This is a genomic window from Streptomyces sp. LZ34 (assembly GCF_053890475.1).
Map to the genome: position 1 here is coordinate 5,151,850 of NZ_CM132680.1, position 25,416 is coordinate 5,177,265.

Consider the following 25,416-nt stretch of genomic DNA (forward strand, 5'->3'; position numbering starts at 1 on the left):
CGGGGCACCGGAAGATTCACCGGAAGATGCGGTACCGGAAGCGGAGGTAGTGCGTGGAGCCATGGTCCCAAGTCTCGCAGCTCGCCCCACGCGCACCAGCGAGGGCCGATCGGGGCGGCAGGTTTCTGCAGCCCCCGTACGGGCGAGCCCCCAGCCGCGTACTCTGTGCCCCATCCCACAGACCACCGCATGAAGTGAGCCTTAGTCCATGCCCACCCAATCGGACATGACGACCCACCTCGACACCGGCGTACTCGACCTCCTGCAGCATCAGGTCGCGGTCTTCGCCCGGCGCGCCGAACAGACCCGCCTCGGCGGCGTCGGACAGGCCCGCAACTCCATGGACCGCGCCGCGTATCTGCTGCTCAACCGGCTCGACAAGGAAGGACCTATGGGAGTCAAGGCGCTCGCCGCGGGCATGGGCATCGACTCGTCCACCGTCACTCGGCAGGTCGCCCCGCTCGTCGACTCCGGCATGGTCAAGCGCACCTCCCACCCCGAGGACGGCCGCGCGGTCGTCCTTCAGCTCTCCCCGCGCGGCAAGGCCCGCCTGGAGGAAGTGCGGTCCTCGCGGCGCGCGCTGATGGCGCAGGTGACCGACGGCTGGACCGTGGAGGAGCGGGACATCTTCTGCGACCTCCTCACCCGTTTCAACGTCGCGCTGGCCGCCGCGCACGCCCCCGTGCCCCAGGCGGCGTCCGCATCCTGAGCCACCCCCGCGGGCACGCCTCTTGACCGGGCGGCCGTGCCTGCCGTGTCCTGAAGGGGGACCCGTGTCCTGAAGGGGACAGGAGGCGGAGGACGGGTGCGCGAGAGGCGGGCAGCACGGGAGAGCCGCCGGACCCGGGAGTTCGCGGCGTTCGCCGCGGGGGCGGGCGGTCGGCTGCTGCATGCGGCGACACTGCTCACGGGGGAATCATCAGGGGGACCACTAGGGGGACCATCGGGGCGACTACCGGGGCGACCACCGGGGGAAATCAGCGCCGCCGAGCGCCTGTTGACCACCGCGCTCGCCCGCACCTACGCCCGCTGGGACCGGCTGCGCGGAGAGGATCCGTACGACCACACCCGCCGGGAACTCGCCGCCCTCTTCGCCCACCGCGCCTGGCGCTACCGCCGGCCGCGCGGCGGCCTCCTGGGGCGGCTCACCCCGCAGGAACGCCTGGTGCTGGTGTTGCGGCTGCATGAGGGCGTGGCGGAGGAGCAGGCCGCGGCCGCCCTCGGACTGCCGGTCGAGCGGGTGCGCGCGATCTGCACGCGCTCGGTGGCGCTGATGCGCAGCCGCCCGCCCGGGGCGCGACGCCCGCGCCCGGAGTCCAGCCGGACGGCGGGGGCGGCGGGGGCGGCGGGGGCGGCGGGGGCGGCGGGGGCGGCGGGGGCGGCGCCATGAGCTTCCCCGACCGCAAGGAGGACGAGGTCCGCCGCATGCTGGACGGCCCGTACCCGGCCGTGCCGCCGGACCTGGCCGACCGGGCGGCCGGGCGGGGGCGGCGGATGCTGCGCCGCCACCGCGCCGTACGGGCCGCCGGCTGGGTCCTGCTGATCGCCGCGATCATCGCCTTCACCGTATGGGCGGCGATGGTCCAGCCGTGGACGACGCCGCCGACCGACACCACCCCTCCCCTGGAGGGCTGGTGACCGCGGCGGGCCGGTGACCGGCTGGTGACCGCTCCTGGCGGACCGGTTACGCGAGGGCCTGGCTGAGATCCGCGAGCAGATCGCCGACCGCCTCGATGCCCACCGAGAGACGGACCAGGTCGGCGGGCACCTCCAGGGCCGACCCCGCCACCGAGGCGTGCGTCATCCGGCCCGGGTGCTCGATCAGCGACTCGACGCCGCCGAGCGACTCGCCGAGCGTGAACAGCCGCGTCCGGTCGCAGACGTCGACCGCCGCCTGCTCGCCGCCCGCGACACGGAAGGAGACCATGCCGCCGAAGGCCCGCATCTGCTTGGCCGCCACCTCGTGCCCCGCGTGCCCGGGCAGCCCCGGGTAGAAGACCTCGGTCACCTTGGGGTGGGCGGCCAGCAGCTCCGCGACGCGCGTGGCGTTCGCGCTGTGCCGGTCCATCCGTACGGCGAGGGTCTTGATGCCACGCAGCACCAGCCAGGAGTCGAACGGCCCGGCGATGGCGCCCATCGCGTTCTGGTGGAAGGCCAGTTCGTCGCCGAGGGCGGGGTCGGAGACCACGAGCGCGCCACCGACGACATCCGAGTGGCCGCCCATGTACTTGGTCGTCGAGTGCACGACGATGTCCGCGCCGAGCGCGAGCGGCTGCTGGAGATAGGGGCTGGCGAAGGTGTTGTCGACGACGAGGCGGGCCCCGGCGGTGCGGGCGATGTCGGCGACGGCGGCGATGTCGGTGATGCCGAGCAGCGGGTTGCTCGGCGTCTCGACCCAGATCGCCTTCGTACGGGGCCGGAGCTCGGCCCGCACCGCCGCCGGGTCGGAGGTGTCGGCGACCGACCACTCCACCCCCCACCGCTCGGCGACCTTGGAGAAGAGGCGGAACGTGCCGCCGTAGGCGTCGTTCGGGATGACGACGTGGTCACCGGGGACCAGAAGCGTGCGCAGCAGGCAGTCCTCGGCGGCGAGACCGGACGCGAAGGCGAGGCCGCGGCGCCCGCCCTCCAGCGCCGCCAGGTTCTCCTCGAGGGCGGTGCGGGTGGGGTTGGCGGAACGGCTGTACTCATATCCGCCGCGGAGCCCTCCCACCCCGTCCTGCTTATAGGTGGAGACCTGGTAGATCGGAGGGACGACGGCACCCGTGAGCGGGTCCGCCTCCTGCCCCGCGTGGATGGCGAGGGTCTCGAAGCTCTGCGCGCTGTGCCCCGCACCGTCGTGCGGGGCGGGCTGCTGGGTGTGCTGCTCGGTCATGGGGCCGAGGGTAATGCCCACCGCGGTACTAGCGGGTTCAACGACCCCGCGGGCACATAGGCTGGACCACAGGCGTTCCGACTACAAGGGACAGCAGGGGCAGCAGGGGACAACATGGAGTATCTGATCTTCCTCATCGCCATCATCATGATCGGCGGTGTCCTCGTCGTACCCGCCGTGCGCCGGATGCGCGGCGGCGGCGAGGCCATGCGCGGCGCGGTGCGCGCCACGGACCCGGGCGCGTACGGCTTCGTACCGCCCGACCGGCTGGACGTACGGCTGCCCGGCCCGGACCGCGAGCTGATCGACACCCTGGAGGAGGTCCAGCGCACCCGGGACTGGCAGAGCGCCGCCCGCCTGCTGGCCCTCACCGACGCGAGTTCCGAGCTGCGCTGGCAGCGGGTGCAGACCCTGGCGGGCGCGGCCGCCTTCGAACTGGCCCAGGCGCCGGGCCAGGGCGGCATGTGGCTGCGCACCTGGCGGGTCGCGGCGCCCAAGGACCCGGGCGCGGCCGCCGTGCACGCCGAGTTCCTGGTCCGCCAGGCGCTGCGCGACCCGTCGTCGGCGGACTTCCGGATGATCCTGGAGGAGGCCCGTACGGTCTGCGCCGAGGCGGCGCAGCTGGCACCCGGCGACCCGGTGCCGTACATCATCGAGCTCGGCGTCGCCCGCGGCCTCGCGTACCGGCAGGCCGACTTCGAAGCGCTCTGGTCCAAGGTCATCGAGCGCGCCCCGCACCACATGGGCGCCCACCTCGCCGCGCTCCACTACTGGTGCGAGAAGTGGCACGGCTCTCAGGCCCTCGCCGACGCCTTCACCCACGCCGCCGCCGGCTCCGCCCCGGGCAAGAGCCTCCTGCCCGCCCTCCCCCTCTTCGCGGTCTTCGAGCACCTCCCGGAGGCCAACCTGGTGCGCACCCTGTACGAGAGCGCGGTCGTCACCCGTGCCATCGAAGGCGCCCTCTTCGCGGTCCGCGAGGCCCCGGCCGACCACCCGGTCCAGCCGCACGTCCGTCACCTGCTGGTCTGGTTCCTGGTGCGCGCCGAGCGCTACGCGGAGGCGATGGAGCAGCTCCGGCACGTGGACGGACACGTGGGCGCGATCCCGTGGTCGTACGGCACGGACCCGGCGGCCGAATACACGGCCTACCGGGCGCTGGCGGTCGCGGGCTGGGAAGGCCGGGGCGGCACGCCGGCGACGCTGCCGCGCTGAGGGGGGCGTGGAATGGCCCACGGCCCCACCCGGTTGTAAGCGACGAGACCTGTACGAAGTTCGAAAGTTCGAAGTGAAGGTGCACACACCGCACCCGCCGCTCGGCGACCGTGGAGCCTAGGAGCCATCGATGCTGTTCAGCCGCCACAAGACCCACCTCCCCTCCGCCGAGGAAGCGCTCAAGGGCCGCGCCGAACCCGGCTTCCCGGCCCCCGAGCGCCACACCGTCCTCGGCAACCCCCTGACCGGCCCCTACCCCGAGGGCCTGCTCGTCGCCGACTTCGGCCTCGGCTGTTTCTGGGGCGCCGAGCGCAAGTTCTGGCAGGCCCCCGGCGTCTGGACCACCCTCGTCGGCTACCAGGGCGGCCACACCCAGAACCCCACCTACGAAGAGGTCTGCAGCGGCCTGACCGCCCACACCGAAGCGGTCCGCGTCGTCTACGACCCCTCGATCACCTCGTACGCCGCCCTGCTGAAGCTCTTCTGGGAGTCCCACGACCCCACCCAGGGCTTCCGCCAGGGCAACGACGTCGGCACCCAGTACCGCTCGGCCGTCTACACCCACTCCCCCGACCAGCAGTCCGAGGCGGAGGCCTCCCGCACCGCCTACCAGTCCGTCCTCACCAAGTCCGGCTACGGCGACATCACCACCGAAATCCTCCCGGCTGGCCCCTTCTATTTGGCCGAGGCATACCACCAGCAGTACCTGGACAAGAACCCGGCCGGCTACTGCGGGATCGGCGGCACGGGCGTCTCCTGCCCGGTGGGGATCGCCCCCGCTGGAAGCTGAGGGCCCTCGCCTCACTCGTTCGGGCGATGTGATCGAGCTTGGGCTCGGTACGCTGCTCCCAGGGATCAGAATCTCGCCCATGGGAGCAGCAATGACCACCTCCAGCGCCGGGCAGCCACTCATCCCTCAGCCGCCTGCCACCGTCACGGCCCTCCGCCAGGCCGTCGTGCAGATCGCACCCGCCGCCCTGCCCTCCTTCACACGGGAGCTGGATCAGGCAGCCGATCAGTCCCGCCAGGCTTCCGATCTCGCCCCCCTCCAGCGGTTCATCGCCCAGTGGGCCGTCTACGTCCACATCCAGCGGCAGCCGAATGTCGCGAAAGAGTTCCGTCACTGGGAGGACACCGCCGAGACCGGCGACGCGGCGCAGGCCCGCCGCGCCGCATCCGCTCTCGGCAGGATCCTGGACGACGCATACGCCGCGCTCGGCCTCCCGCCGCGGTGAGCACCGGCTGGCGCTGGGAATACGACCCCGATCACGCCCACGTCGCAGGCGGCATCCCCGCTCACGTGGTGGCCGAAGTGGAGCGTCTCGCGGAGCAACTGGTCGGCCTGGCCGGGATGGGAGTCGACGTCAGCGATTTCGGCAACGGCCCCCGACCGGGAGGCATGCGCCGCATGGACGCGGCGGACGGCTGGTTCCACTTCCTGGTGGCACCGCGAGACCAACTCATCGTGGTCGTCCGCATCATCCCGCCCTTCCCACATATCTAAGGCGGGCGCCCACTGCCGAACCGGTGGCTGCGTCTCGCTAACGGGTCACATGGCACAACAGGCTCGTTGGCACGGGCGTCGAGCTAAGTGCCCCATCCGAGGGCGGATCATGCCCCATATGGATCGCGCCCGCTGACGGCTGACGCCGCGGCATCTAGGGCCAGGTGCCACGGATAGTTTTCCGGTCGGCCCTGGCCCGGCTTGTTGGGCACGAACCCACCATCGCCGTACAGGACGCGTACGCCCATCGCGCGCAGCGTGGTAATGCTGGTGTCGAACTGTGTGTGCTGCACGAAGGCGGCGTTCACGCACGGCATGGTCACGGTGGGGATGCCCTTGCCGATGGCCTCGGCCACGAACCCGACGATGAACTTCTCGGTGATCCCCAGTGCCCATTGGTTGATCGTGTTGAAGGTGGCCGGTGCCACGACGGCGACGTCTGCGGGGGGCCAGACATCGGGCTCTCGGGGAAGCTTGTACTGGCTGCGCACTGGGTGCCCGGTCAACTCCTCCAACACTGGTAGATCATCACCAAGCCAGCGTGCGGCGGTGGGGGTCAGGCCGAGGCAGACATCCCAGTCGGCGGCCTGTGCTTGCTCGATGACGCCAGCGATGTTCAGCACGGGCGGGGCGGCGCTTCCCAACAGGTACAAGACACGGTTCGCGGTCATGGCGGCAGTTCACCGCGTCTTACCCCTTACCTGCAAACCCTGCTCAATCGGGGCTGAGATCGCCGTTGACCATTGTCTGCTGTGGCCGGGCGGGTAGCGTTTCTGTTGAGTGAGTCACGATAGGGAGGCATGCATGCCGTTCCCCGGCGACGAACACACGGGCACTCGGATCGCGCATCATCGGAAGCGGGCTGGGCTGACTCAGCGGGGGCTGGCTCAGAGGGTCCCCTATTCGTACAGCTTGCTCACCCAAGTCGAGTCCGGGCACAAGCCGGCGAGCCCTGACCTGGTGGCGGCTGTCGCAAAGGCTCTGAGCATCGACGTCACGGCGCTGACCGGTCAGCCCTACGTGACCGAGCTCCAGCAAGATCGGTTGGCCTCGCTGGTCCGGCCAATCCGCGAAGCCCTCGACCTTTACGACCTGGGGGCCGACCCTGCGATCACTCCTCGGCCCACTCCGCAGCTCGTCGCAGCTGCCGAGGGGCTGTGTCAGCTGGTCCGCGCTACCAGGCTCCACGATGCTGCTGTTGATCTCCCCGACACGATCGCGGAGATCACCACAGCCGCGTATCGGTCCCCGTCGTCCGTGTTGTGGGCCGCGCTGTCGAGTACCTACCGCACCGCGCATGACCTGGCCGTAAAACTGGGCTACTACGACTTGTCGACGGTGGCTCTGGATCGTATGGACTGGGCCGCGTCCAGGGCTTCCGACCCGCTGCTGTCCGCAGTACGCCAGTACATGCGTGCGCTCGTCTACTTCCGCGAGGGCGAGTACACCATCGGACAGAGGTTGGTCGCTTCCGGGCATGGGCTGCTGGGTCTGCTCATACAGAGGGATGGCGCGGGCCAGGTCCCCAGCCGACTCGTAAGCGCCCGCCAATTCGTTGCGGGAGGCCAAAGCGAAGGGATGATCTTCGCCGTTGAGTCTTACCGCTGTAGCGGCGGAGCGGAGCGCGTATCGAGTGGCTTGGGCAATTTGACCCTGACCGCGCAGGAATAGTGAAGCTTGATGGAGAAGGTAATTACAGCAAGCGGTGTCCGCGTCTGGGCGGGTGTGGGTGAGGTAGGCGTCGATGTGAGGGAGGAGGGCACGCCAGCACGGCCATCCTGCAACGTTGTCTCTCGGGTCGTCGGGCAGTGCGTGGCTGATTAGGCTTGCGGCAGTTGATTGGGCTCTAGTGATGGCTGACTCGGTGCGGTGGGGGTCTTGGGGGTCCGGGGTTCGGGCAAGGGCTTGGACGAGGCGGTGTGTGGTGGCAGTGCTTTGCGAGAGGGTGATCATGCTGAAGTCGTTCAACAAGGCGATGGCGTCGTCAATACCCGTCTCTGGCTCGTCGGCCACGCCGCTGAGGATGCCACGGGGTATGTCGTGGGGGGCCAACCAGGCCATGATGCGTAGCAGGTGGACGGCGAGTGGGTCGCGGTCGGCGATGGTGTCGAGGGTGATGCGCCAGGTCCGGGCGATGGTGGTGCTGTGTGGGTCGCCGTTGCCGGGGGTGTTGAACATTCGGGCGGCTCGGGTGCGGAAGCGGTGCAGGTAGCCGGAGTAGGTGTTGCGGGTGCGGCGGATGTAGGCACCTGCCTGTTCCAGTGCCAGGGGGAGGTGTCCGAGTTCGTCGGCCAGTTCCTCGACCGCCGAGGGCTCGTTGCTGTGGTCTGGTCCGGCGAGTTGGTGCAGCAGGCTGGTGGATGCCGGTGCGGTGAGGACGTCCAGTTGCAGGGGTGTGGCGGATAGTTCGTGCCAGCCGTAGGTGAGGCGGCTGGTGATGAGGTGGTCGCCGCCTGTGAGTCTGGCCAGGTAGGGGGCGAGGTGGTCGGGGTGGGTGGCGTTGTCAAAGATGAGAAGCCATCGGGGGTGGGTATCCAGCCAGGCCAGAGCCCATTCGGCGAGGGCTGTGCTGGGTGCGCTGCTGGTGTTGGTCCCGGGGTTGGCCCGTGCAGTGAGCTGCGCCAGGGACTCGGTGATGGTCTCGGGAGTCTCGGCGTCGATCCACCAGACCGCGGTGTACTCAAGCAGGTGGACATGGGCGAAGTGGAGGGCGAGGGTGGACTTTCCGATCCCGCCGAGCCCGGATATGGCTTGAGTGACCACGTGCATGGCTGCCCGTTCATTCCGTGGCCGCAACGCCTGCTCCAGCGCGGCCATCTCCGCCTGACGACCGACGAATCGGTGACCGGCGGGCCACGGGAGGTTGTGCAGCGCGTGAGATGCGGGCACGTTGGCGGGCGGTGGCAGTACCAGGGGAGTCTGAACGGTGGTGTCGCCGGTGAAGATGGCGCCGTGGTTTGTGCCGACGGCGGGTGACCTGGCACCCGAGGTCATCGGGCTCGGACTCTTCGGTGATGCGCCGTGCGTCATAGCTTCACCCCTGCCGAGGCTCAGGCCGTGGTGTCGCCGGTGTGGATGGTGCCGTAGTTGGTGTGGACGGCAGGTGACCTCTCCCCCGACGTGGTGATGGTGACCGTCGTCGGCGCTGCGGGGCGTGCCCAGCCAGCTATATCGGCGGCGATGCCCGGATGCGCTGCCAGCAGTCGGCGGATCTGTACACGGAGTACGGCGGCCAAGTCCGCATCATCAGGTATGTCGGCCAGCTCTGCGACAGTGTCGGCAAGGGTGTCTTGTTCCGCGGTCGTTTCGCTGCCGTCGGAAGTATCCCGGCCGGTGAGACGTCGGAGCACGCGCTGCCCGAACGAGACGGTGACATCGGCGGCATCGCTCTCGACCCGCGCCAGGACCGCGGCCCCGTAAGCGGTGATCGCCGTAGTGGCGTACGGCGTCAAGTCCTGCGCGAGCTGAACCACATCAACGGACATGGCCGTCCCCCCTGCTTCCTACTCTGCTGGTGTTCCGGTACACAGTGACACGATGGGCAACCCAGCGTAGCTGTCTGTGCTGGTTCCCGGACCCCGCAACGCGTCCGTCCCCACAGCAAATCTCCAGGCGGACGCCCGCCGCCGAACGGGGACCTGGCTACTGGGAGTTGGAGAGCCGGTCGCGCGTTGCGGTTTGGCGGGCGCGGTGGTTGGCGACGTTGACGCGGTTGCCGCACAGGCCGGGCATGCAGTAGCGGCGGCTGCCGGGCCGGGTGGTGTCGATGAACGCTCCCCGGCAGGTGGGCGCGGTGCATGGGCGGAATCGCTGTTCGCCGAGGGTGTGTACGGCCCCGAGTATGCCAATGCCGCAGATCAGTGACAGGGCGTCGGCGATGGTTGCTCCGTCACGGAGTGGGACGGCCCAGCGTGTGCGGTTCCCGTGGGCGGGATCAGGAATCAGGGTGGCGCCCTGGGCGGGCGAGGTGAGCGTGGTGGCGCCGGCGATGAGGTGGTCGCGGTCGGGGTGATCGATCAGGTCGCGCACGGTCTTCCGAAGGGCGTGGACCGCATGGAGGTCGGCGGTGCGTGCGCGGCGGGCGAGTTCGGAGAGCGCGCCGGGAACCGTGTCGTTTGCGGACTGGTCGCCGTGCAGGTCGGTGAACTCGACGAGGGCGGCCAGGTCGGGCAGGTGGTCGTCGCCGCGCCAAACCTCGGCGGTGGTGTTGACCAGGTCGGTCGCGACCCCCGCCGCCCAGACGTAATCGTCCAACGTGACTTGCATCCTTGGCGAACCTCTCGCTACGTTCGACTAACAGCCACTTTAGCCCTTACATACGCGAGGCTGGTGGCCGCCCACGCCCCTGCTTCGTCCGGGAGACCTCGCCCATGTCAGTGCTGGAGATCGATGCCGTCGTGTTCGACGTGCTCGGCACGCTCGTCGACGAACCCGCCGGACTCCGCGCCGGCATTCGTGAGCTCGCCCCGTCGCTCGACGACACCAGGACCGAGCAGCTTTTGTCGCTGTGGCAGCAGCACATCGACCGCGAGCAGCGTCGCATCCTCGACGGCGGCCGGCCCTACCTCACCAGCGACGCCCTCGACCGGGAAGCCGCCCGGCTCGTCGCCGACGCCGCCGGAGTCGATGACCCGGCCGCCGTGGCGGCGCTGGCGCTGTCGGCTCGTCGGCTCCCGCCGTGGCCCGACACCGTGGCAGGGCTCGCCCGACTCGCCGAACGGTTCCCGCTGATCGGACTCTCCAACGCGAGCCGGACGGCGCTGCTGGGGCTCAACGCCCACGCCGGACTGCGCTGGCACCAGGCCCTGTCCGCTGAGGACGCCCGGACCTACAAGCCGGACCCGGCGGTCTACCAGCTGGCCGTCACCGTCTCCGCACGGCCGCCGGAGCGGCTGCTGATGGTCGCCGCCCACGCCTGGGACCTGCGCGGAGCGCAGCGCCTCGGCCTGCGCACCGCCTACGTCGCCCGCCCCGTCGGCGACCCGCCCACCTCCTCGGACCGGTTCGACCTGCACGCCGACGGCCTGGCCGATCTGGCCGACCAACTCGACAAGATCTAGAGGGCGACCGGCTGACGCGGACGTATGCCCTGTGCGGGTCCGGGTCGCTTCGGCAGCGGCGCCGTCCCGTCACCCACCGGCAACCGGGCCGAGGGTGTCAGCCGTTGCCGGTACACGTCCACGACGGCGCCCGCGGCCACCCCGACGGAGAGCACCACCGCCACGGCACGGACAACCAGCGCGGACCGGGGCGCGGCTGCCCGGGTCTTCTGCTCCCCGGGGGCCGCCTCCACCGACGTCGACCTGCGGGTCGTCCACCAGACCGCTGTGGCCGGCACGAACAGGCCCGCGGCCCAGGGAAGCAACCCGTCGCCGAGTTCGGCGTGCCTGCGCACCAGGGCGTTGCAACCCCCATCCGCCGGGCGGCACTCGGCCATATCGCGCCGACCACGACCGCCAGGGCACTCAGGGGAACGAGCACGATGACGAAGTGCACGACCAAGACGTGTGCGGGCAGGCCGTTGACGACGGTGAGGCTCATCAGGTTCTCTGAACCCGGCCCCCGCACCCGCACAGTCGAGTTGCACCGCGTCCCTTCCCACGGAACACAGAGGACTGCCACAATCCATCCATAGCGGACGGGGGTCCTTGGTGTACGAGGTGCGCTACGGGTGGAATCGCAAGAACGTATTCATCATCATCTTTCTCTCGATCGGCGCGGTGGGCGCGGTAACGCTCCCGGACAAACCGCTGTACGCGCGGATTCTGGTGCTGCCGTTCTGCGTCGTCGGAGGGCTGTTCACGGCGTATTCCTCTATGAACGGCAAGGTGGCGCTGCGCGTCGACGAGACGGGTGTGCTGCTCGGCGGGAATCCCGCCCTCCGCCGGTCGGGCGCGGTCCACGTGCCCTGGCAGGACATCACGGCCGTCGTTCTCTGGCGACAGCATTCGGCCGCCTCGATCCCGTACATCGGATTGGCCAGACGCGAAGGCGCGCCGGCGGCGCCCGGAGCCATCCGGGGGCCGGTCGGCCGCGTCACGATGCGCGCCCTGGCGCCGCACCTTCCCGCCGACGTCGACATCTTCCGGCCGGAGAGCGGCTGGCGCCTCGACAGGGAGCGGCTGGGCGCCGCGGTCGCCCGCTTCGCTCCGGGGGTTCCGGTGGTGGACGTCGGGTAGCCGGTCACACGCCATCGCACCCTTTGAACGATCTGTTTACAACGATCAGTTGACATCAGATCGTGCGCCGCCCATCCTGATCTCATGTCGTCAACTCCCGATCAGCACCCCGATCCCTTCACACCCCCGTCGCCGGACCAGGCACGAGCCCACCGCGTCTACGCGTCTCTCATGCGCATCGCCGAGCGGCACGCCGCCACCGACGAGCAGCGTCGGCGGCAGGCGCACGCTTCGCTCATCGGGCCGCACGAGGCCGTCAGGCTGGTGTCGTTCCTGCTCAGCGGGGCCGCGCAGCCGGTTGATGGGGAGGCGGAGGTGGATCAGGCCGATATCACTGCCGCGTTGAGCCTCGTACCGCTGATGCGCGGGGAGATGGACGAGCTGGAGGTCGGGCTGCTCCAGATGGCGCGGGGCCGCGGTATGACGTGGCAGGAGGTGGCCTTCGGGCTCGGGCTCGGCACTCCGCAGGCCGCCCGGCAGCGTTACGAGCGGCTGGCCAGTCGTGCCGCGGCCGACACGGAAGGTTCGGCGTAGCTCAGGGTCTTAGGGCCGGGCGGCCACCAGGAGGTCGACCACGTACGTCTCCTCCACCATCCCGTCAGGGAAGATCTCGCGTATGCGGGTGCGCTCCTCGGTGAGGAAGGCATGGGTGCCGGCCTCGCCGAGGACGAGGAACGCCGAGTGGCTGCCGATGTTGGCGAGATGCGTGTCGAGGGGGACAACGCGGCTCCAGCGCACCTGCCGGCGTGCGACGTTGAGACCAGCGAGGCCCGCCAGCTGGATGGCGCGGTCGTCGTGGGGACGTTCCTTGGAGGGGGACTTCACTCCGCAGTGGTGGGCGACGCGCTCGTCCTGCGCGGCGATCCACGGCACATCGAGGGCGCTGGTGTTCCACCAGAGCGCGAGCGCGCCGCCCGGGCGCAGGACGCGTAGCGCCTCGGGGACGGAACGGGTGGTGTCGGTCCAGTGCCAGGACTGGGCGTAGGTGATGAGGTCGTAGGACGCGTCGGCGAGGGGCAGGGCGTTGCCGTCGCCGCGGACGATGGGCGCGTCGGGCAGCGTACGGCGGAACTGGGCCGTCATGCCGTCACCGGGCTCTACGGCGGTCACGTCGGCGCCGCGCTCGCGCAGCAGGGCCGTGGCGATTCCGGTGCCCGCGCCGACGTCGGCGACGCGGGCGCCGGCGAGGGGGCGCCCCATGAGCTCCTCGACGACGTCCAGGAGGGCGGGCGGGTAGGAAGGGCGGTTCGCGGCGTACTGGGCGGCGGCCGCGTTGAACGCATGGGCGCGCGAGGTGGTGGTCATCCCGCCATCCTCCTCCCCCGCTCCTCCACTCCTCGCGCGGCCTCAGCTCACGGCCGCGGCCTCCGCCCGGGTCAGGGCGACGTCGAGGACGACCAGCAGCGCGTCCCGGACCGAGCCCGTCTTCCGGGCGTCGAAGACGATCAGCGGCACATGCTCGGAGACGTCCAGCGCCCACCGCACCTCGTCGAGGTCGTGCTGCACCTCCCCGTCGAAGGCGTTGACGGCGACGGCGAAGGGGATGTCCTTGTGCTCGAAGTAGTCCACCGCCGCGTAACAGTCGTCCAGGCGGCGGGTGTCCACGATCACCAGGCCGCCGAGGGCGCCCTCGACCACGTCGTCCCACATGAAGCCGAACCGGTCCTGGCCCGGCGTGCCGAAGAGATAGAGCTTCAGCGTCGGGTCGATGGTGATGCAGCCGAAGTCCATGGCGACCGTGGTGGTGGTCTTGCCGGGGGTGTGCGTGAGATCGTCCACGCCCGCCGCGACCTCCGTGATCGCGGCCTCGGTGGTCAGCGGGCGGATCTCGGAGATCGCGCCCACGGCCGTGGTCTTGCCGACCCCGAAGCCGCCGGCGATGACCAGCTTGACCGGCAGCGGCGGCTGCACAGCCGACGGCTGTTCAGCTGCTGTCGCGGAGTGTGCCCCGGGAGTCGGGGACGGCACGGAGACCATCGATAACCCTTCGCAGTACGGAGATGTCCTGGGTCGCCTCGGCGCTCGGCACATGGACCGCCAGATGCCCGGCGGTGCACAGGTCCCCCGCCAGCACCCGGACCACGTTGAGGTGCAGTCGCAGCCGGGCGGCGAGCTCCGCCACCGACTGCGGGCGCCGGCAGGCGGCGACGAGGTCGTGGTGTTCGAAGGCGAGCGAGTCCAGGGCGGAGAGCCCGGTCGGGGTCGCCACCACCTGGGACTCCACCGGGAGCGACGGCGCGGCGCCGCTTCCCGAGACCCGGCCGGCGGTCAGCAGGAACGGCCGGATCGCGGAAGCGCGGCCGCCCGGCTCCGGCGGCTCCCAGGCGCTGCCCGCTGTCTCGTGCGGTACTGGTTCACCGGCGGCCATCACGATCCCCTTCTGAATGCCTGTGCCCTCTGCCCCCGTGTGGTGGGACGGGTCAGCCGCCCGGGGTGGCGCCGGCGTTCTTCTTCAGCTCCAGCACCAGCTGGGGAGTGAGCGCGGCTCCGGCCCGGTTGGCGAACAGGGCCATCTCATATGCGATGTTGCCCAGCTTCGCCTCCTTCGAGGCCACCACACCGAGAACGGCCCCGCTGCCGATGGCCGACACCAGCACATGGCCGCCCTCCAGGTCGATGATGACCTTGTTGAGGCCGCCGAGGCCGTAGTTGCCGGAGGCGCCCGCGGCGAGGCTGGTGATGCCGGACACGATCGCGGCGAGCCGCTCCGAGTCGGCCTGCTCGCGCAGTTGGGAGACGGCGATCAGCAGACCGTCGGAGGACACCGCGATGGCGTCCACCACTCCGGCGGTCTCGCTGGCGAACCGGTCCAGCAGCCAGGTGAAGTCGGCCGCGGCGGCGCGCAGATCGGTGGGTTCCGCCCGCTCCTCGGAACTGCCGTTATCTGTCGGCGTGGTCACTGCCCGACTCCTTCCGGGATGGCTGTGGTTGGGACGGCGCTGGTTCCGTCGGGGTGGCGGCGCTGTCCTGCTGGGCCTTGCGTACGGCGGCCTCGAACTCGTCGAGTTCGCTACGGACCGCCTCGGCGTCGACGGGCCGGCGCACGGCCGGGATGACCTGGTCGGCCGACGCCGTGGTCGTGGCGAGGGTCGCTCCCCGTACCCGCTTGCGCAGCGGGCGGGCGGACGGTGCGCCGGTGGTCGGTGCGTCGGTGGTCGGTGCGTCGGTGGCAGTCCGCTCCGCGCCCTTGCGGTTCGGGATGCGCCGGGGCAGCCCGCCCGGCTGCGATGGCGCGGCGGTGGCGGGGGTGGCGGGGGTCCGCACGGGCAGCGGCGTGGGCGCGGCGGATTCCCGCTCGGGCTTTGTCAGGGGGTCCGGCCTGGCCGGGAGTTCCCAGACGGTTCCGGCCTTGGCCGTGTCCCCGGGCGTCGCCTTACCCGCGCCCGTACCCGTACCCGTACCCGCGCCCGTACCCGTGGTCGGCGTCAGGTCCAGCGCGCTCACGGTCAGCAGCAGCTCGGCCGGGACCCAGACGGAGCCGGTGACCCCGCCCCCGGGCGTACGGCTCAGGGTGACCCGTATCCCCCAGCGCCGGGCGAGGCCGCCGACCACGAAGAGGCCGAGCACCTTGCTCGGTACGAGGTCGAGCCGTTCGCGGCGGACGAGTCGAGCGTTCTCCTCGTCGAGGCGTTCCGCGCTCATCCCGAGGCCGTGGTCGATGACCTCGATCAGCGCCCCGCCGTTCGAGCTGACGTCGGTGCCGGGCCGGACGACCACCTCGACGGGCGTGTGGGACGGCGAGAAGGAGACCGCGTTCTCCAGCAGTTCGGCGAGCATCAGCGTCAGGTCGGCGATGATGTCGGGCGCGACGGTGATCTCCGTCTCGGACCGCAGGGCCACCCGCTGGAACCCCTCGATCCGGCCGAGGCCCGCCCGGATGACGTTGGCCAGGGTGGTCGGCCGGGCCTCCACGTCGGTCTCCCGGATGCCGGCGAGCAGCATCAGGCTGTCGGCGTTGCGCTGGAGGCGTACGGCGATGTGGTCGATGCGGTAGAGCCGCTCCAGGACCTCGGGGTCGGTCTCCTCGCGTTCGACGGCGTCGATCAGCATGAGCTGGCGCGAGGTCAGGTTGGAGACGCGGCGTCCGACGTTGCCGAACATCTCGGCGACGTTGCGGCGGCTGAGCACCTGCCGCTCCAGCAGCGCCGCGGCGGTGACCTGCACCTGGTTGAAGGCCTCGGCCAGGTCGCCGATCTCGTCGCGGACCGGGACCGGGATCGGGTGCGGGCGCAGCGGGGTGCGCTCCGCCGACTCGTCGTCGTCCTCGACCCGGGCGAGTTCCTGGCCCGCCACGTCGACCACCTGGTGCGCGGCGCCGGTCAGGGCCGCCAGGGGGCGTACGACCGAGCGGCGGACCAGTACGGAGAACGTCAGCCAGACGGCGAAGCCGAGCAGGGCGAGCGCGAGCATGGCCAGCGCCTTGTTCAGGGCGCTCTTGGAGAGGCTGTCGGCCCGGTCGGCGACCTGTCCGATGAGCGACTGGGTGATGTCGAGGCGGGCCTCGGCCTGGCGGGTTCCGGCGGCCATCGCCTTGCGCAGCTGCTGCGGCGACTGGCCCTGCAGGGAGCTCGGGTCGATCTGGAGCTCCGCGAACTGGTCCGAGATGCCGTTCTGCTCGGCTTCCCGCTCGATGCCACTGAGGGCCAGGACCTGGGCCCGGGTGGCGATCCTGTCGAACCGTTCCGCCTGGTAGTCGTAGACCGCGTGGGCGCTGACCGCGTGGCTGTACTCGGTGAGGGCGTTGGCGTCCTGGGTCTGCGCGGAGAACACCCCGCTCTCGAAGGCCGCGTGGGCGGCGTCGGCGCGCAGCGCCGCGTCGAGCAGCCGGATGATCGAGGACGACGCGGTGTCGGAGGAGGTGTCGAGCCCGATGCCGTCGATCAGGTACTCGACGGCGCCCGAGTACGCCGGGCTGATGCCGGCGGCCGAGACCGAGCCCCGTTCGACCTTGTCGCGCAGCACGGCGAGGCCCCGGACGTACTCGAGCGCCTGTGCCTCCTCCTTCGGCAGACCCTGCTCGGCGAAGGCCTCACGCACAGCGGCGGCCTGGTCGTCGGTCCTGCGCTGCGCCTTGCGGTAGGCGTTGGTCGAGGGCAGGGCGGTGCCGGGCCGGAGCGCGTCGTGCTGCACGGACAGCAGCAGCGCCTGGCGGTGTTCGGCCTGGAGGTCGTTGACCAGCGTCGCGACCTGCTCGCTGTCGCGCACCACGTCGGCGGTCCGGGCGGCGTCCCGGGCCTCGTTCACCTGGCTGGTGACACCGACGGCCAGCAGCACGCCGACGACCGCGACGGGCACGATCACCAGAACGTTGATTTTCCGCCGGAACGGCCATCGGTCGAGGAGGACTCCCGCCCTCCGGCGGGACCGCGGCGTCAGCGGCGCACTGTCGGACGAGTCGGGTTCGGGATTGGGTTCGGATGCGGATGCGGATCCGAGCGACGGGTCCCCCGTGTTCACAGACACCCCGGGCCTCCTTCCATGTGCTTCTGAGCGGTGACCGAGGTGTGGTTGGTGCCGACCGCCGACGACCGGGGGGAGCGTGGCACTCTCACAGCTCGCCCGCGCGCGACGGCTCACGCCCGCGTGCGAGCGATGGAATCGCGCCACAGTCCGACCGGCGGTGAACACTACCGTTTGCGCGCAAGCATGCAAGGCATAGGCGATTAAGACCAGGAAACATGTGCTTTCTGCGGCATTTGCCCATCGCGAAGGCGCCCTTGATGACGCTTTGAGCGCCCCTCACCGCTGCTTTTCTCCCACCCACCCGTACGCTGCCCTTTCCCCACCCACCCTTACCCTGTCGTTCCCCCACCCCGACAGCCCCAGCCCCCTCTTGCCCCGCGAGGAGACCCGTGCATCCCACCCGCAAGGCGGTCGTGACCGCCGCCGCGCTCCTGGCCGTGGCCACCGCCGCCGGCTGCGATCCGGATTCCGACACCGACGTGTCCGGTTCGGGCTCCGCCAAAGCCGGTTGTCCCACCGTGCTCGCCAAGGCCAAGCGGGCCGTCGAGAAGGCCGAGGACGTGGACGCCCCCTGGACCGGTCCCACCACCGGGCCCAAGGCCGTGCGCGGCAAGACCATCGTGTTCATCGCCCACACCCTGGCCAACCCCGGCCCCGCCGGAGTCGCCCAAGGCGTCGGGGAGGCCGCCAAGGTCGTCGGCTGGCGGGCCCGGATCCTCAACGGCAAGGGCACCACCGCCGGCGTCAGGGCCGCCTTCAAGGAGGCCATCGACTCCAAGGCGGACGGCATCGTCATCAGCGGCTTCGGCCCCAAGCTCGTCCCCAAGGAGCTCCAGCAGGCCGACGCGGCCGGCATCCCGGTGATCGGCTGGCACGCCGTCGCCTCCCCCGGCCCCAGCAAGGATCCGAAGCTCTTCAGCAACGTGACGTCCAAGGTCGAGGATGTCGCGAAGATCAGCGCCGACTGGATCATCGCCCGGTCCAACGGCCGTGCGGGCGTGATCGTGTTCACCGACACCTCGTCCGACTTCGCCAAGAACAAGTCCGAGCTGATCAAGAAGGAGCTCGCTACCTGCTCCGACGTCAAGCTGCTGGACTACAAGAACATCCCCATACCCGAGGCCAACAGCCGCTCCGTCAAGGAGGTCTCCTCCCTGCTCAAGCGCTTCGGGGACACGTGGACCTACTCCGTCGCCATCAACGACCTGTACTTCCGCCACGCCGCCCCCGCCCTGCGTGCCGCGGGGAAGGACGGCGACGGTGCCCCGTACAACATCGGCGCCGGTGACGGCGACCCGTCGGCCTTCGAGCGCGTCAACGGCAAGCAGTTCCAGGCCGCGACCGTGCCCGAGCCGCTCTCCGAGCAGGGCTGGCAGATCGTCGACGAGTTCAACCGCGCCTTCGCCGGCGAGCCGGCCAGCGGATACGTCGCCCCCGTCCACATCACCACCGCCGCCAACAGCGGTGGCGCGCTGTCCTGGGACTCGGAGGGCTACCGCCAGGCGTACCGCAAGATCTGGGACCGCTGACCAGTTGGCCATCAGGGCGTCGGCGCCTCCCCGGGCAGCAGTCCCAGGGCTTTGAGCTCGGCCCAGAAGGCGGGCGGAATCGGGTGCGCGAGGAGGCCGGCGCTCTCGGCGATCTCGTGGGGTGCGCGGGCGCCGACCACCACGGTCACCACCGCCGGGTGTCCCAGCGGGAACTGAAGCGCGGCGGCCAGGGGCGGCACCGCGTGCCGCTCGCACACACCCCGGATCGCCCGCACCCGCGCGCCCAGCTCCTGGGGGACGCTCCGGTAGCCCTACGGCGCGCCGGGCCGGGGATCGGCCAGCAGACCCGACTGGTAGACCCCGGCGGCCATGACGGCGACCCCGCGCTCGGCGCACAGCGGCAGCAGCTCGGCCAGCGCCCGGTAGGCCTCCGTGACGGCCGTCGGGTAGTCCTGGTCGGGGTCGTGGACATGGAGCACGTCGACGCGGTCGAGGCCGAGCCGGTCCAGGCTCTCCGTCACCGAACGCATGACCGCCGGGTAGCTGTAGTCCAGGCGTGGCCCGACACCCGGCGGAGGGCGACGACCCTCCCGGCCGCCGGAGCAAGTACGGGACCCACTCAGGGTGTTGGGGACTTGACTGTCGCCCCCAACAACACTGAGCGTAACCAGATGCATTACGGTGTGATACCGGGGGCCCGGTCACCGCCGGGAGGTACCCCAGGCGCCACGCCAGCGCGGATGTGACGCTCCGTATCACAGCGGGGAGACGCCGTAACCGGCCATGGGCGGGGCGAAGGACGAGACCGTGGGGGCGAGTTGTACGCCCGGGGCCAGGCCGAGGGCGACGAGGGCGTCGGGGAGGCCGCGGCCGGTGCGGGCGCGCTCCCAGGTGCCGGGGACGGCCAGGGGGCGGCAGCTGGCGGCGATGATCTCGAACAGGCGCTGGACGCGGCCGGGTCCACGGGGCGGCAGATGGCCGCGGAAGTCCTCGTGGTGGGCGAGGACGAGGGCGGCGAGGCCGGCGACATGGGCCGAGGCCGGGCCGGTGCCGTCCAGCGCCGCGTAGCCGCCGCGGGGCGAACAGGACAGGACCGCCACGCCGGGGGCGGTCGCGTCGACCTCGGGGCCGCACGCGCTGAACCGCGCGGCGAACAGGCCCTCCGGGGTCAGGGGCGGGCCCGCGTGGGTGGCCTGGGAGGTGTCGGGCGGGTACGAGCCGAAGGCGCCCAGCGCGCCGACGGCGAACACGGTGGGCAGCGAGCCGGGGAAGGCGACCGGCCCGCCGGAGTCGCCCGCCGGGGCGACGCACGCGACGCCCGCGGCGTGGGCGTCGGCGAGCTTGCGGGAGACCAGTTCGGAGGGATATGGGGTGGCCACCGCGATATGGGCGATGTCGACCTCGGCTTCGATGCAGTGGTCGAGCGCGGCGATCAGATCGCTGAAGCGGCCGCCGGGCAGCACCTGGCAGGCCTCGATGCGGGCGTCGACGGCGATGCCGATGACGCCGGGGCCCGTGTCGGCCGCGGCGATCACGCCCGCCGCGTGGGTGCCGGTGCCGATGACGTCGTGCGCCCAGCCCCGTTCCGTACCGCCGACGAGATCCGCCCCGGAGCGCACCCGGTCCTTCAGGTCGGGGTGGTCGGCTGCGACGCCCGAGCCGATGACCGCGACCGTCACGCCGAAGCCGCGGAAGGTGGGCGGCAGCCGGTCGAGACGCATGGCCTGCTGGCCCCAGCCGTACTGCTGCCGCTCCTCGAGTCCCGGGTACACCTTGGCCAGCGGGGTGAGGGTGACCAGGTTCTGCTGGGTGGCCGACAGGTCCGGGCGGTGGATCCAGCGGTCCACGTAGCCGCCCGCGGGGCGGACGTACAGGGCCTGGACGGACTCCGCCGTGTCGGTGGCCAGCACCAGCGTCGCCGTCCCGTCGACGCCCGTGATGCCCTGTGCCGGCCAGGACGCCCCGATGAGGAACACCCCGGCCCCGGCCAGCGGCTCCTCGTCCGGGCCGCAGACCCGCAGCGAGATCTCCACGGGCGCGTCCAGCGGGGCGACCAGACCCGGGTCGGCCAGCGGCATCATCCCCGCCACCGGCCCGGCGGCCGCGCCTGCCCCGGCCCCGGTCAGCGGCAGGTCCGGCTCCACATGGACGTGCACCGACCGCATCGACGGCACCTGGTCCTCGGCCGCCTCGACCACCGCGATCTCCGGACAGGAGGCGGGCGGCCCCGCCGAGTCCAGCTTCTCCGAGGGCCGGAGCCGGCGGACCACCGTGACCTCCGGCATCCGGCCCAGCCGCTCGCACACCGCGTCCATGTCGAGCGCGGCCACCCCCGGCGGGAGCAGGTGCTGGGGCAGCGGGGTCACCAGGTACCGCTCGCGGCGCGGCCGCACCGCGATGGGGCGCCGGGCGTTCTTCTTGCGCGGCCCCTCCTCCCTGCCCGCGCGCCCGGGCTCGCCCGCGCTCCCTGATGCGCCGTCACTGTCGTTCTCGGGCCTGTTCTTGAGCATCACGTCCACCTTCACCACGCCAACGTCGTCCCTTGCACTTGTGCTCCGGCGACCGGGGGCCGCGCTCCCACGGTGATGCGGTGTGCTCGGGAACGTCCCGGGCACACCGCACCGCGTCAACCCAGGCGTCAGCCCATGCCGAACGGCTGCTGGTACTGCTGGTACGGCTGCTGGCCGAAGCCCTGCTGGCCGAACCCTTGCTGGCCCATGCCCTGCTGACCGAACCCCTGCTGACCCTGCTGGCCGAACCCCTGCTGACCCTGCTGGCCGAAGCCCTGCTGGCCCTGCTGGCCCTGCTGGCCCTGCTGCTGGATCAGCGTCGCGATCGCGACCGGCAGCGCCTGCTGTACGGCCTGCTCCACCGCCTGCCGGACCCCGTTGTGCAGGGAGTAGTGCAGCGCCATGGCCAGGTACGGGTGCGCCTGCTGCCCCATGCCCTGCTGGCTGATCTGCTGGAGCTGCTGGATGGTGTGCTGCATGCGCTGCGCGATCTGCTGGCTCGCCTGCTGGCAGGCCTGTTGCATCGCCTGCTGCACGACCTGGCCGATCTGCTGCTGGCCCATCTGGGGCTGTGCCTGCTGCAGAGGTTGGGTGCCAGTCATCACCGACATGGATCCTCCATACGACGACATCGACGAGGAAGAACACAGGAGCGACACGCCCCGTATGCCCTATTTGTTACATTTACGCTAAGTCGGTGTCAGGATGGTCCGCAATCGGAGACCGGCCGTCAGCGCTCCAACGCCCCCAGCACCGTGCGCACCTGGGCCAGCGGATCCTCGCCCACCGGACGCAGCACGACCGTCTCCGCGCCCGCCTCCCACAAGGCCCGCACCCGTTCGGCGGCGGTGGCGGCGTCGCCCGCCGCGAGGAACACCTCGTCGCGCGGGACACTGAGCCATTCGGAGTACTCGTCGCGCACGGGCGCGGTGGCCGTCGCCACGCGCTCGGGGTCGTCGGCCACGCACAGATGGGTAAAGACGATCAGCTCGTGCGGCTGGGTGGCACCGGCGGCCGCGCGCCCCTTCGCGATGTGGCCGAGCGCGGCGGCGATCGCGCGCGGGCCCTGGCCCTCGGCCATGACCGTGCCGTCGGCGGCACGGCCGGACAGCTCCAGGGAGCGGGGACGTACGACACCCGAGACGACCGGCGGAGGCTCGGCGGGCGGGTGGACCAGGGTCACGCCGTCGATGTGCACGGCCCGGCCGTCGAGGGTGGCCGTCTCGCCGCGCAGCAGGGTGCGCACCACCGCGATCGTCTCTTCGAGCAGGGCGAGCGGGGTCGGGGACGCGGCGCCGACCTGGGCCATCCACGGCGGCACACCGTGCCCGACGCCCGCGACGAACCGGCCCGGGAACACCCGGGCCACCATGGCCAGCTCCATGGCGAGCAGCGCCGGGTTGCGCAGCGGGGCCGGGAGGATCCCGATGCCGACGCGCAGCCGCTCGGTGGCCGCCAGCGCGAGCGTCGCCGAGCCGATCGACCCGGCCCAGCCCAGGTCCTCCACGACCCACAGGTCGTCCGCTCCGTACTCCTCCACCGCCCGTGCGAACTCGGAGAGTTCCTCGGGCTTGCGGTCCCGGTCGAACATCACGCCGATGCGGCGGCGCGGCGAAGCCTCGTTGGTCATCGGGCCAATGTAAGCGCCGCGAGCGGAGCGGGGAACGTGAGCGGAGCGGGAAAGGCGCTCAAGCGCGGGCGGTGCGGGCCCTGGTGAGCAGGTCCCGGGCGAGCTCGGTGTGCGGATGGCCGGGGCCGAGGACCCGCTCGCGGTCGGCCAGGACGCGCTCGTGCAGCGGGACGGCCCGGTCCGGGTCGCCCGCCAGCTCGTACGCGTAGGCGAGGTTGGAGCGGGCGGTTAGGGTTTCGGGGTGGGCCGGGCCGAGGACCCGCTCGTGGTCGGCGAGGGTGCGCTCGTGCAGTGGGACGGCGCGGTCCAGGTCGCCGGCCGAACGGTGGACGGCGGCCAGGTTGGCGCGCGAGGCCAGGGTGTGCGGATGGTCCGCGCCCAGGGTGCGTTCGTAGTCGGCCAGGTTGCGCTCGTGCAGCGGCGCCGCGCGCTCCAGGTCGCCGGTCAGCGCGTACAGATGGGCCAGGTTGGAGCGGGAGGCCAGGGTGTCCGGATGGTCGGGGCCGAGGACCCGCTCGCAGTCGGCCAGGTTGCGCTCGTGCAGCGGCGTCGCGCGGTCCAGGTCGCCCGCCGAGCGGCAGGCGCTGGCGAGGTAGCTGCGCGAGCTCAGCGTGCGCGGGTGGTCGGGGCCGCGCAGCCGCTCGGAGGCCGCGACGGAGCGCTCGGCGAAGGCGATGGCCCGGTCCGTACGGCCCTCCCCGAGGAGGAAGGCCGACGCCTCGAACAGGACGCGGTCGACCGCCTCGTCGTCCTGGCCGGGCGCGGTCGGTTCGGTCAGCGCCGCGTGTGCCTCGATATGCGGCAGCAGCTCCCGCCAGCGCGGCCACCCGGCCACGTTGAACAGCGGGTCCTCGGGCAGGGTCGCGGCGAGCAGCTCCGAGGCGCGGCGGCGGGCCCTGGCGATCGCGTCGGCGCCGCGGTGCGGGTCGGCCGGGTCGGGGGTGCGGGCGACGGCCTGGACGAGCCGGTGGACGGCGAAGGTGCGCGGGGTGAGGGTGATCATGCTGTAGGCGTGGAGCAGCGCCAGCGCCTCGTCGACGGCTATCGGGTCGTCTATCGGGCCGCCCGTCGGGTCGTCGGCCAGCGCCTCGGCCAGGTCGCGCGGCACATCGTCGGGGCCGAGCCAGGCGGCCGTACGCAGGATCTCGACCGCGAGCGGGTCGCGGGCCGCGATGGCGTCCAGGGTGAGCTGCCAGATACGGGCGATGGTGCGCTGCTGGGCGGCGTCCGGTCCGGCGGAGGCGGCGTCGGCCGACGTGGCGAACATCCGCGCCGGGTGGCGGCGCAGCCGCGCCAGGTAGGCGGCGGGGGTGAGGGCGGTGTGCTGGATATAGGCCGCCGCCTGCTCCAGCGCCAGCGGGAGGTGGCCGAGTTCGGCGGCCAGCTCCGCGAGCTCGGGGGCAATGTCGCCATCGGTCGGGCCGGTGATGCGCATGAGCAGTTCCAGTGCGGCGTCGGGGGTGAGGGTGTCGAGCGCCACGGGCCGGGCGAGGTGGTGCCAGCCGGTGGCGCGGCGGCTGGTGATCAGATGCCGCCCGGTGGTGAGGGGGCCGAGCACCGGGGCGAGGTCGCCCGGGGCGACGGCGTCGTCGAAGACGAGCAGCCACCCGTCGTGGGCCTGGAGCCAGGTGGTGGCCCAGGCGGCTGCCTCGACGCCGGAGGCGGCGGTGAGGTCGGCGTACGGGTTCAGGTGCGTGGCGAGGGCGGCGAGGCCGAGGCCGATGGTGTCGGCCGACTCGGCGGGGATCCACCAGATGGGGTTGTACCGGTCGCGGTGGCGGTGGGCGTAGTGCAGCGCGAGGGTGCTCTTGCCCATGCCGCCGAGCCCGTGCACGACAACCGGGGCGATCGCACCGGCACCGGCACCGGTGGCCCCGTCGAGGCGCGCCATGTCCTCTTCGCGGCCGACGAACACCCCGCTGCGCGGCGCCGGCAGATTGTTCAGCCCGGGCGGCGCCGCCACCTCCGCCGGGGCCCTGACCGCCTCGGCCGGCAGCCGCACCGTGCGGTTGTCGATGGTGGCCCCGTCCCCGGTGCTGACGATGCCCTGGTTGTGGCCCACGGCCACGGCCCGGTCCCCGGACGCCTCCCCGGGCCTGAACGGCTGCTGCGTCATCGCTGGATGGTGGTGTCGCTTCCGGTGCTGATGATGCCGGAGTTGTGCTGGACGGCGACGGCGCCCTGCCCGGAGGCGGTGAAGGACGTACCACCGGCCGGGAGCAAGCTGGCGAGCTCGGCGGTGAGTTCGGGGTCGGCGAGCAGCGCCCGCTTGATCTGCGCCCGCAACGCCGCCTGGAAGTCCTCGTCCTCGGGCGCGGCGGCCAGGTCCTGGACCGCCCCGTCGATGTCCTCGCCGCTCTCCTCCCGGCCCCGAAGCCGCTGGAGGATCCGCTGCCCCAGCGAGACGCTCGCGTCGGCGCCCGCGTCGGCCGCGCGGGTCAGCACGGCCGTCCCGTACGCGCCGACCGCCGCCGTGGCGTAGGGCGCGAGCTGATTGGCCACCATCAGAGCGTCCACGATGCGATCTCCCCGTTCTGTCGTACCCGGCCCTGT

General features: G+C 71.6%; 28 protein-coding genes and 2 pseudogenes. 12 read left to right on the plus strand and 18 right to left on the minus strand.

The features are described from left to right. The first annotated feature begins 208 nt into the window (after positions 1 to 208). From ACWY4P_RS20395 to ACWY4P_RS20405, 3 genes are all read left to right on the plus strand, one after another. A complete protein-coding gene (locus ACWY4P_RS20395) occupies positions 209 to 709 on the plus strand; it encodes a MarR family winged helix-turn-helix transcriptional regulator (protein ID WP_456211969.1) in 501 nt (166 codons plus the stop codon). Between the two features lie 96 nt (positions 710 to 805). Beyond that, entirely contained in the window at positions 806 to 1,390 is a 585-nt protein-coding gene (locus ACWY4P_RS20400; RefSeq protein ID WP_456211970.1) for a sigma factor-like helix-turn-helix DNA-binding protein, read from the plus strand. Beyond that, entirely contained in the window at positions 1,387 to 1,638 is a 252-nt protein-coding gene (locus ACWY4P_RS20405; protein ID WP_456211971.1) for a hypothetical protein, read from the plus strand. Before ACWY4P_RS20400 ends, ACWY4P_RS20405 begins: the two co-directional genes overlap by 4 nt. Before the next feature lie 46 nt (positions 1,639 to 1,684). Here ACWY4P_RS20405 and ACWY4P_RS20410 read toward each other — a convergent pair whose 3' ends face one another. After that, the gene (locus tag ACWY4P_RS20410) at positions 1,685 to 2,875 is read right to left on the minus strand and encodes a cystathionine gamma-synthase (RefSeq protein WP_456211972.1); all 1,191 of its coding nucleotides are present in this window, start codon (positions 2,873 to 2,875) and stop codon (positions 1,685 to 1,687) included. 114 nt (positions 2,876 to 2,989) lie between these two features. On the opposite strand from ACWY4P_RS20410, the gene ACWY4P_RS20415 reads away from it, so the two are divergent. The 4 genes from ACWY4P_RS20415 (at position 2,990) to ACWY4P_RS20430 (ending at position 5,591) form a co-directional block, all read left to right on the plus strand. After that, entirely contained in the window at positions 2,990 to 4,087 is a 1,098-nt protein-coding gene (locus ACWY4P_RS20415; RefSeq protein WP_456211973.1) for a hypothetical protein, read from the plus strand. 130 nt (positions 4,088 to 4,217) lie between these two features. Further along, positions 4,218 to 4,877 (plus strand): peptide-methionine (S)-S-oxide reductase MsrA, encoded by a 660-nt coding sequence (msrA, locus tag ACWY4P_RS20420; protein ID WP_456211974.1) that lies wholly within the window; start codon positions 4,218 to 4,220, stop codon positions 4,875 to 4,877. 91 nt (positions 4,878 to 4,968) lie between these two features. Continuing rightward, positions 4,969 to 5,322 carry a DUF6247 family protein gene (locus ACWY4P_RS20425; RefSeq protein ID WP_456213002.1) on the plus strand — a complete coding sequence of 118 codons (354 nt, stop codon included), beginning with the start codon at positions 4,969 to 4,971 and terminating at the stop codon, positions 5,320 to 5,322. Beyond that, the gene (locus tag ACWY4P_RS20430; RefSeq protein ID WP_456211975.1) at positions 5,319 to 5,591 is read left to right on the plus strand and encodes a hypothetical protein; all 273 of its coding nucleotides are present in this window, start codon (positions 5,319 to 5,321) and stop codon (positions 5,589 to 5,591) included. Before ACWY4P_RS20425 ends, ACWY4P_RS20430 begins: the two co-directional genes overlap by 4 nt. Positions 5,592 to 5,698: 107 nt before the next feature. Here ACWY4P_RS20430 and ACWY4P_RS20435 read toward each other — a convergent pair whose 3' ends face one another. Then, a complete protein-coding gene (locus tag ACWY4P_RS20435; protein ID WP_456211976.1) occupies positions 5,699 to 6,262 on the minus strand; it encodes a flavoprotein in 564 nt (187 codons plus the stop codon). A 133-nt stretch (positions 6,263 to 6,395) separates the two neighbouring features. Between ACWY4P_RS20435 and ACWY4P_RS20440 the strand changes: the two are divergent. After that, positions 6,396 to 7,082, plus strand: a pseudogene (locus tag ACWY4P_RS20440) (helix-turn-helix domain-containing protein); the annotation flags it as partial. Positions 7,083 to 7,139: 57 nt separating this feature from the next. Here the strand turns inward: ACWY4P_RS20440 and ACWY4P_RS20445 are convergent. From ACWY4P_RS20445 to ACWY4P_RS20455, 3 genes and pseudogenes are all read right to left on the minus strand, one after another. Next, positions 7,140 to 8,621: pseudogene (locus tag ACWY4P_RS20445) on the minus strand (NB-ARC domain-containing protein); the annotation flags it as partial. Between the two features lie 20 nt (positions 8,622 to 8,641). Next, positions 8,642 to 9,076, minus strand: coding sequence for a hypothetical protein (locus ACWY4P_RS20450; RefSeq protein WP_456211977.1), 435 nt, complete (start codon positions 9,074 to 9,076; stop codon positions 8,642 to 8,644). A gap of 157 nt (positions 9,077 to 9,233) precedes the next feature. Further along, the gene (locus ACWY4P_RS20455; protein ID WP_456211978.1) at positions 9,234 to 9,845 is read right to left on the minus strand and encodes a CGNR zinc finger domain-containing protein; all 612 of its coding nucleotides are present in this window, start codon (positions 9,843 to 9,845) and stop codon (positions 9,234 to 9,236) included. Between the two features lie 116 nt (positions 9,846 to 9,961). On the opposite strand from ACWY4P_RS20455, the gene ACWY4P_RS20460 reads away from it, so the two are divergent. Continuing rightward, the gene (locus tag ACWY4P_RS20460; RefSeq protein ID WP_456211979.1) at positions 9,962 to 10,651 is read left to right on the plus strand and encodes a haloacid dehalogenase type II; all 690 of its coding nucleotides are present in this window, start codon (positions 9,962 to 9,964) and stop codon (positions 10,649 to 10,651) included. Here ACWY4P_RS20460 and ACWY4P_RS20465 read toward each other — a convergent pair. Beyond that, positions 10,648 to 10,986, minus strand: coding sequence for a hypothetical protein (locus tag ACWY4P_RS20465; protein WP_456211980.1), 339 nt, complete (start codon positions 10,984 to 10,986; stop codon positions 10,648 to 10,650). The genes ACWY4P_RS20460 and ACWY4P_RS20465 overlap by 4 nt on opposite strands. Before the next feature lie 256 nt (positions 10,987 to 11,242). Here ACWY4P_RS20465 and ACWY4P_RS20470 point away from each other — a divergent pair, with 256 nt between their 5' ends. Both ACWY4P_RS20470 and ACWY4P_RS20475 read left to right on the plus strand, forming a co-directional pair. Continuing rightward, positions 11,243 to 11,770 carry a hypothetical protein gene (locus ACWY4P_RS20470; protein WP_456211981.1) on the plus strand — a complete coding sequence of 176 codons (528 nt, stop codon included), beginning with the start codon at positions 11,243 to 11,245 and terminating at the stop codon, positions 11,768 to 11,770. 84 nt (positions 11,771 to 11,854) lie between these two features. Then, positions 11,855 to 12,304, plus strand: coding sequence for a DNA-binding protein (locus ACWY4P_RS20475; RefSeq protein WP_456211982.1), 450 nt, complete (start codon positions 11,855 to 11,857; stop codon positions 12,302 to 12,304). Positions 12,305 to 12,313: 9 nt separating this feature from the next. Here ACWY4P_RS20475 and ACWY4P_RS20480 read toward each other — a convergent pair whose 3' ends face one another. From ACWY4P_RS20480 to ACWY4P_RS20500, 5 genes are read right to left on the minus strand one after another with little or no spacing between them, the layout of a single operon-like run. After that, a complete protein-coding gene (locus tag ACWY4P_RS20480) occupies positions 12,314 to 13,075 on the minus strand; it encodes a class I SAM-dependent methyltransferase (protein ID WP_456211983.1) in 762 nt (253 codons plus the stop codon). A gap of 42 nt (positions 13,076 to 13,117) precedes the next feature. Beyond that, on the minus strand, positions 13,118 to 13,747 hold the full coding sequence (locus ACWY4P_RS20485; RefSeq protein WP_456211984.1) for a GTP-binding protein: 630 nt from the start codon (positions 13,745 to 13,747) through the stop codon (positions 13,118 to 13,120). Then, positions 13,695 to 14,138, minus strand: a complete 444-nt coding sequence (locus tag ACWY4P_RS20490) for a DUF742 domain-containing protein (RefSeq protein WP_456211985.1) — start codon at positions 14,136 to 14,138, stop codon at positions 13,695 to 13,697. Before ACWY4P_RS20490 ends, ACWY4P_RS20485 begins: the two co-directional genes overlap by 53 nt. A 52-nt stretch (positions 14,139 to 14,190) precedes the next feature. Next, positions 14,191 to 14,670 (minus strand): roadblock/LC7 domain-containing protein, encoded by a 480-nt coding sequence (locus ACWY4P_RS20495; protein ID WP_456211986.1) that lies wholly within the window; start codon positions 14,668 to 14,670, stop codon positions 14,191 to 14,193. Then, on the minus strand, positions 14,651 to 17,071 hold the full coding sequence (locus ACWY4P_RS20500; protein ID WP_456211987.1) for a HAMP domain-containing sensor histidine kinase: 2,421 nt from the start codon (positions 17,069 to 17,071) through the stop codon (positions 14,651 to 14,653). Before ACWY4P_RS20500 ends, ACWY4P_RS20495 begins: the two co-directional genes overlap by 20 nt. A gap of 551 nt (positions 17,072 to 17,622) precedes the next feature. Here ACWY4P_RS20500 and ACWY4P_RS20505 point away from each other — a divergent pair. After that, the gene (locus tag ACWY4P_RS20505) at positions 17,623 to 18,762 is read left to right on the plus strand and encodes a substrate-binding domain-containing protein (RefSeq protein WP_456211988.1); all 1,140 of its coding nucleotides are present in this window, start codon (positions 17,623 to 17,625) and stop codon (positions 18,760 to 18,762) included. An 11-nt stretch (positions 18,763 to 18,773) separates the two neighbouring features. Here the strand turns inward: ACWY4P_RS20505 and ACWY4P_RS20510 are convergent, their stop codons facing one another. The 7 genes from ACWY4P_RS20510 to ACWY4P_RS20540 all read right to left on the minus strand — a co-directional run bounded on the left by ACWY4P_RS20510 (position 18,774) and on the right by ACWY4P_RS20540 (position 25,380). After that, positions 18,774 to 18,998, minus strand: coding sequence for an aldo/keto reductase (locus tag ACWY4P_RS20510; protein WP_456211989.1), 225 nt, complete (start codon positions 18,996 to 18,998; stop codon positions 18,774 to 18,776). 36 nt (positions 18,999 to 19,034) lie between these two features. Continuing rightward, on the minus strand, positions 19,035 to 19,253 hold the full coding sequence (locus tag ACWY4P_RS20515) for an aldo/keto reductase (protein WP_456211990.1): 219 nt from the start codon (positions 19,251 to 19,253) through the stop codon (positions 19,035 to 19,037). Between the two features lie 225 nt (positions 19,254 to 19,478). After that, complete coding sequence (locus ACWY4P_RS20520; RefSeq protein WP_456211991.1) at positions 19,479 to 21,233, minus strand: S8 family serine peptidase; 1,755 nt, start codon at positions 21,231 to 21,233, stop codon at positions 19,479 to 19,481. 128 nt (positions 21,234 to 21,361) lie between these two features. Further along, the gene (locus ACWY4P_RS20525; protein ID WP_456211992.1) at positions 21,362 to 21,844 is read right to left on the minus strand and encodes a hypothetical protein; all 483 of its coding nucleotides are present in this window, start codon (positions 21,842 to 21,844) and stop codon (positions 21,362 to 21,364) included. A gap of 119 nt (positions 21,845 to 21,963) precedes the next feature. After that, positions 21,964 to 22,863 (minus strand): LLM class flavin-dependent oxidoreductase, encoded by a 900-nt coding sequence (locus ACWY4P_RS20530; RefSeq protein ID WP_456211993.1) that lies wholly within the window; start codon positions 22,861 to 22,863, stop codon positions 21,964 to 21,966. A 58-nt stretch (positions 22,864 to 22,921) separates the two neighbouring features. After that, entirely contained in the window at positions 22,922 to 24,979 is a 2,058-nt protein-coding gene (locus tag ACWY4P_RS20535) for a tetratricopeptide repeat protein (protein WP_456211994.1), read from the minus strand. Continuing rightward, positions 24,976 to 25,380 (minus strand): hypothetical protein, encoded by a 405-nt coding sequence (locus tag ACWY4P_RS20540; protein ID WP_456211995.1) that lies wholly within the window; start codon positions 25,378 to 25,380, stop codon positions 24,976 to 24,978. The genes ACWY4P_RS20535 and ACWY4P_RS20540 overlap by 4 nt, the downstream gene beginning before the upstream one ends. Positions 25,381 to 25,416 lie beyond the last annotated feature (36 nt).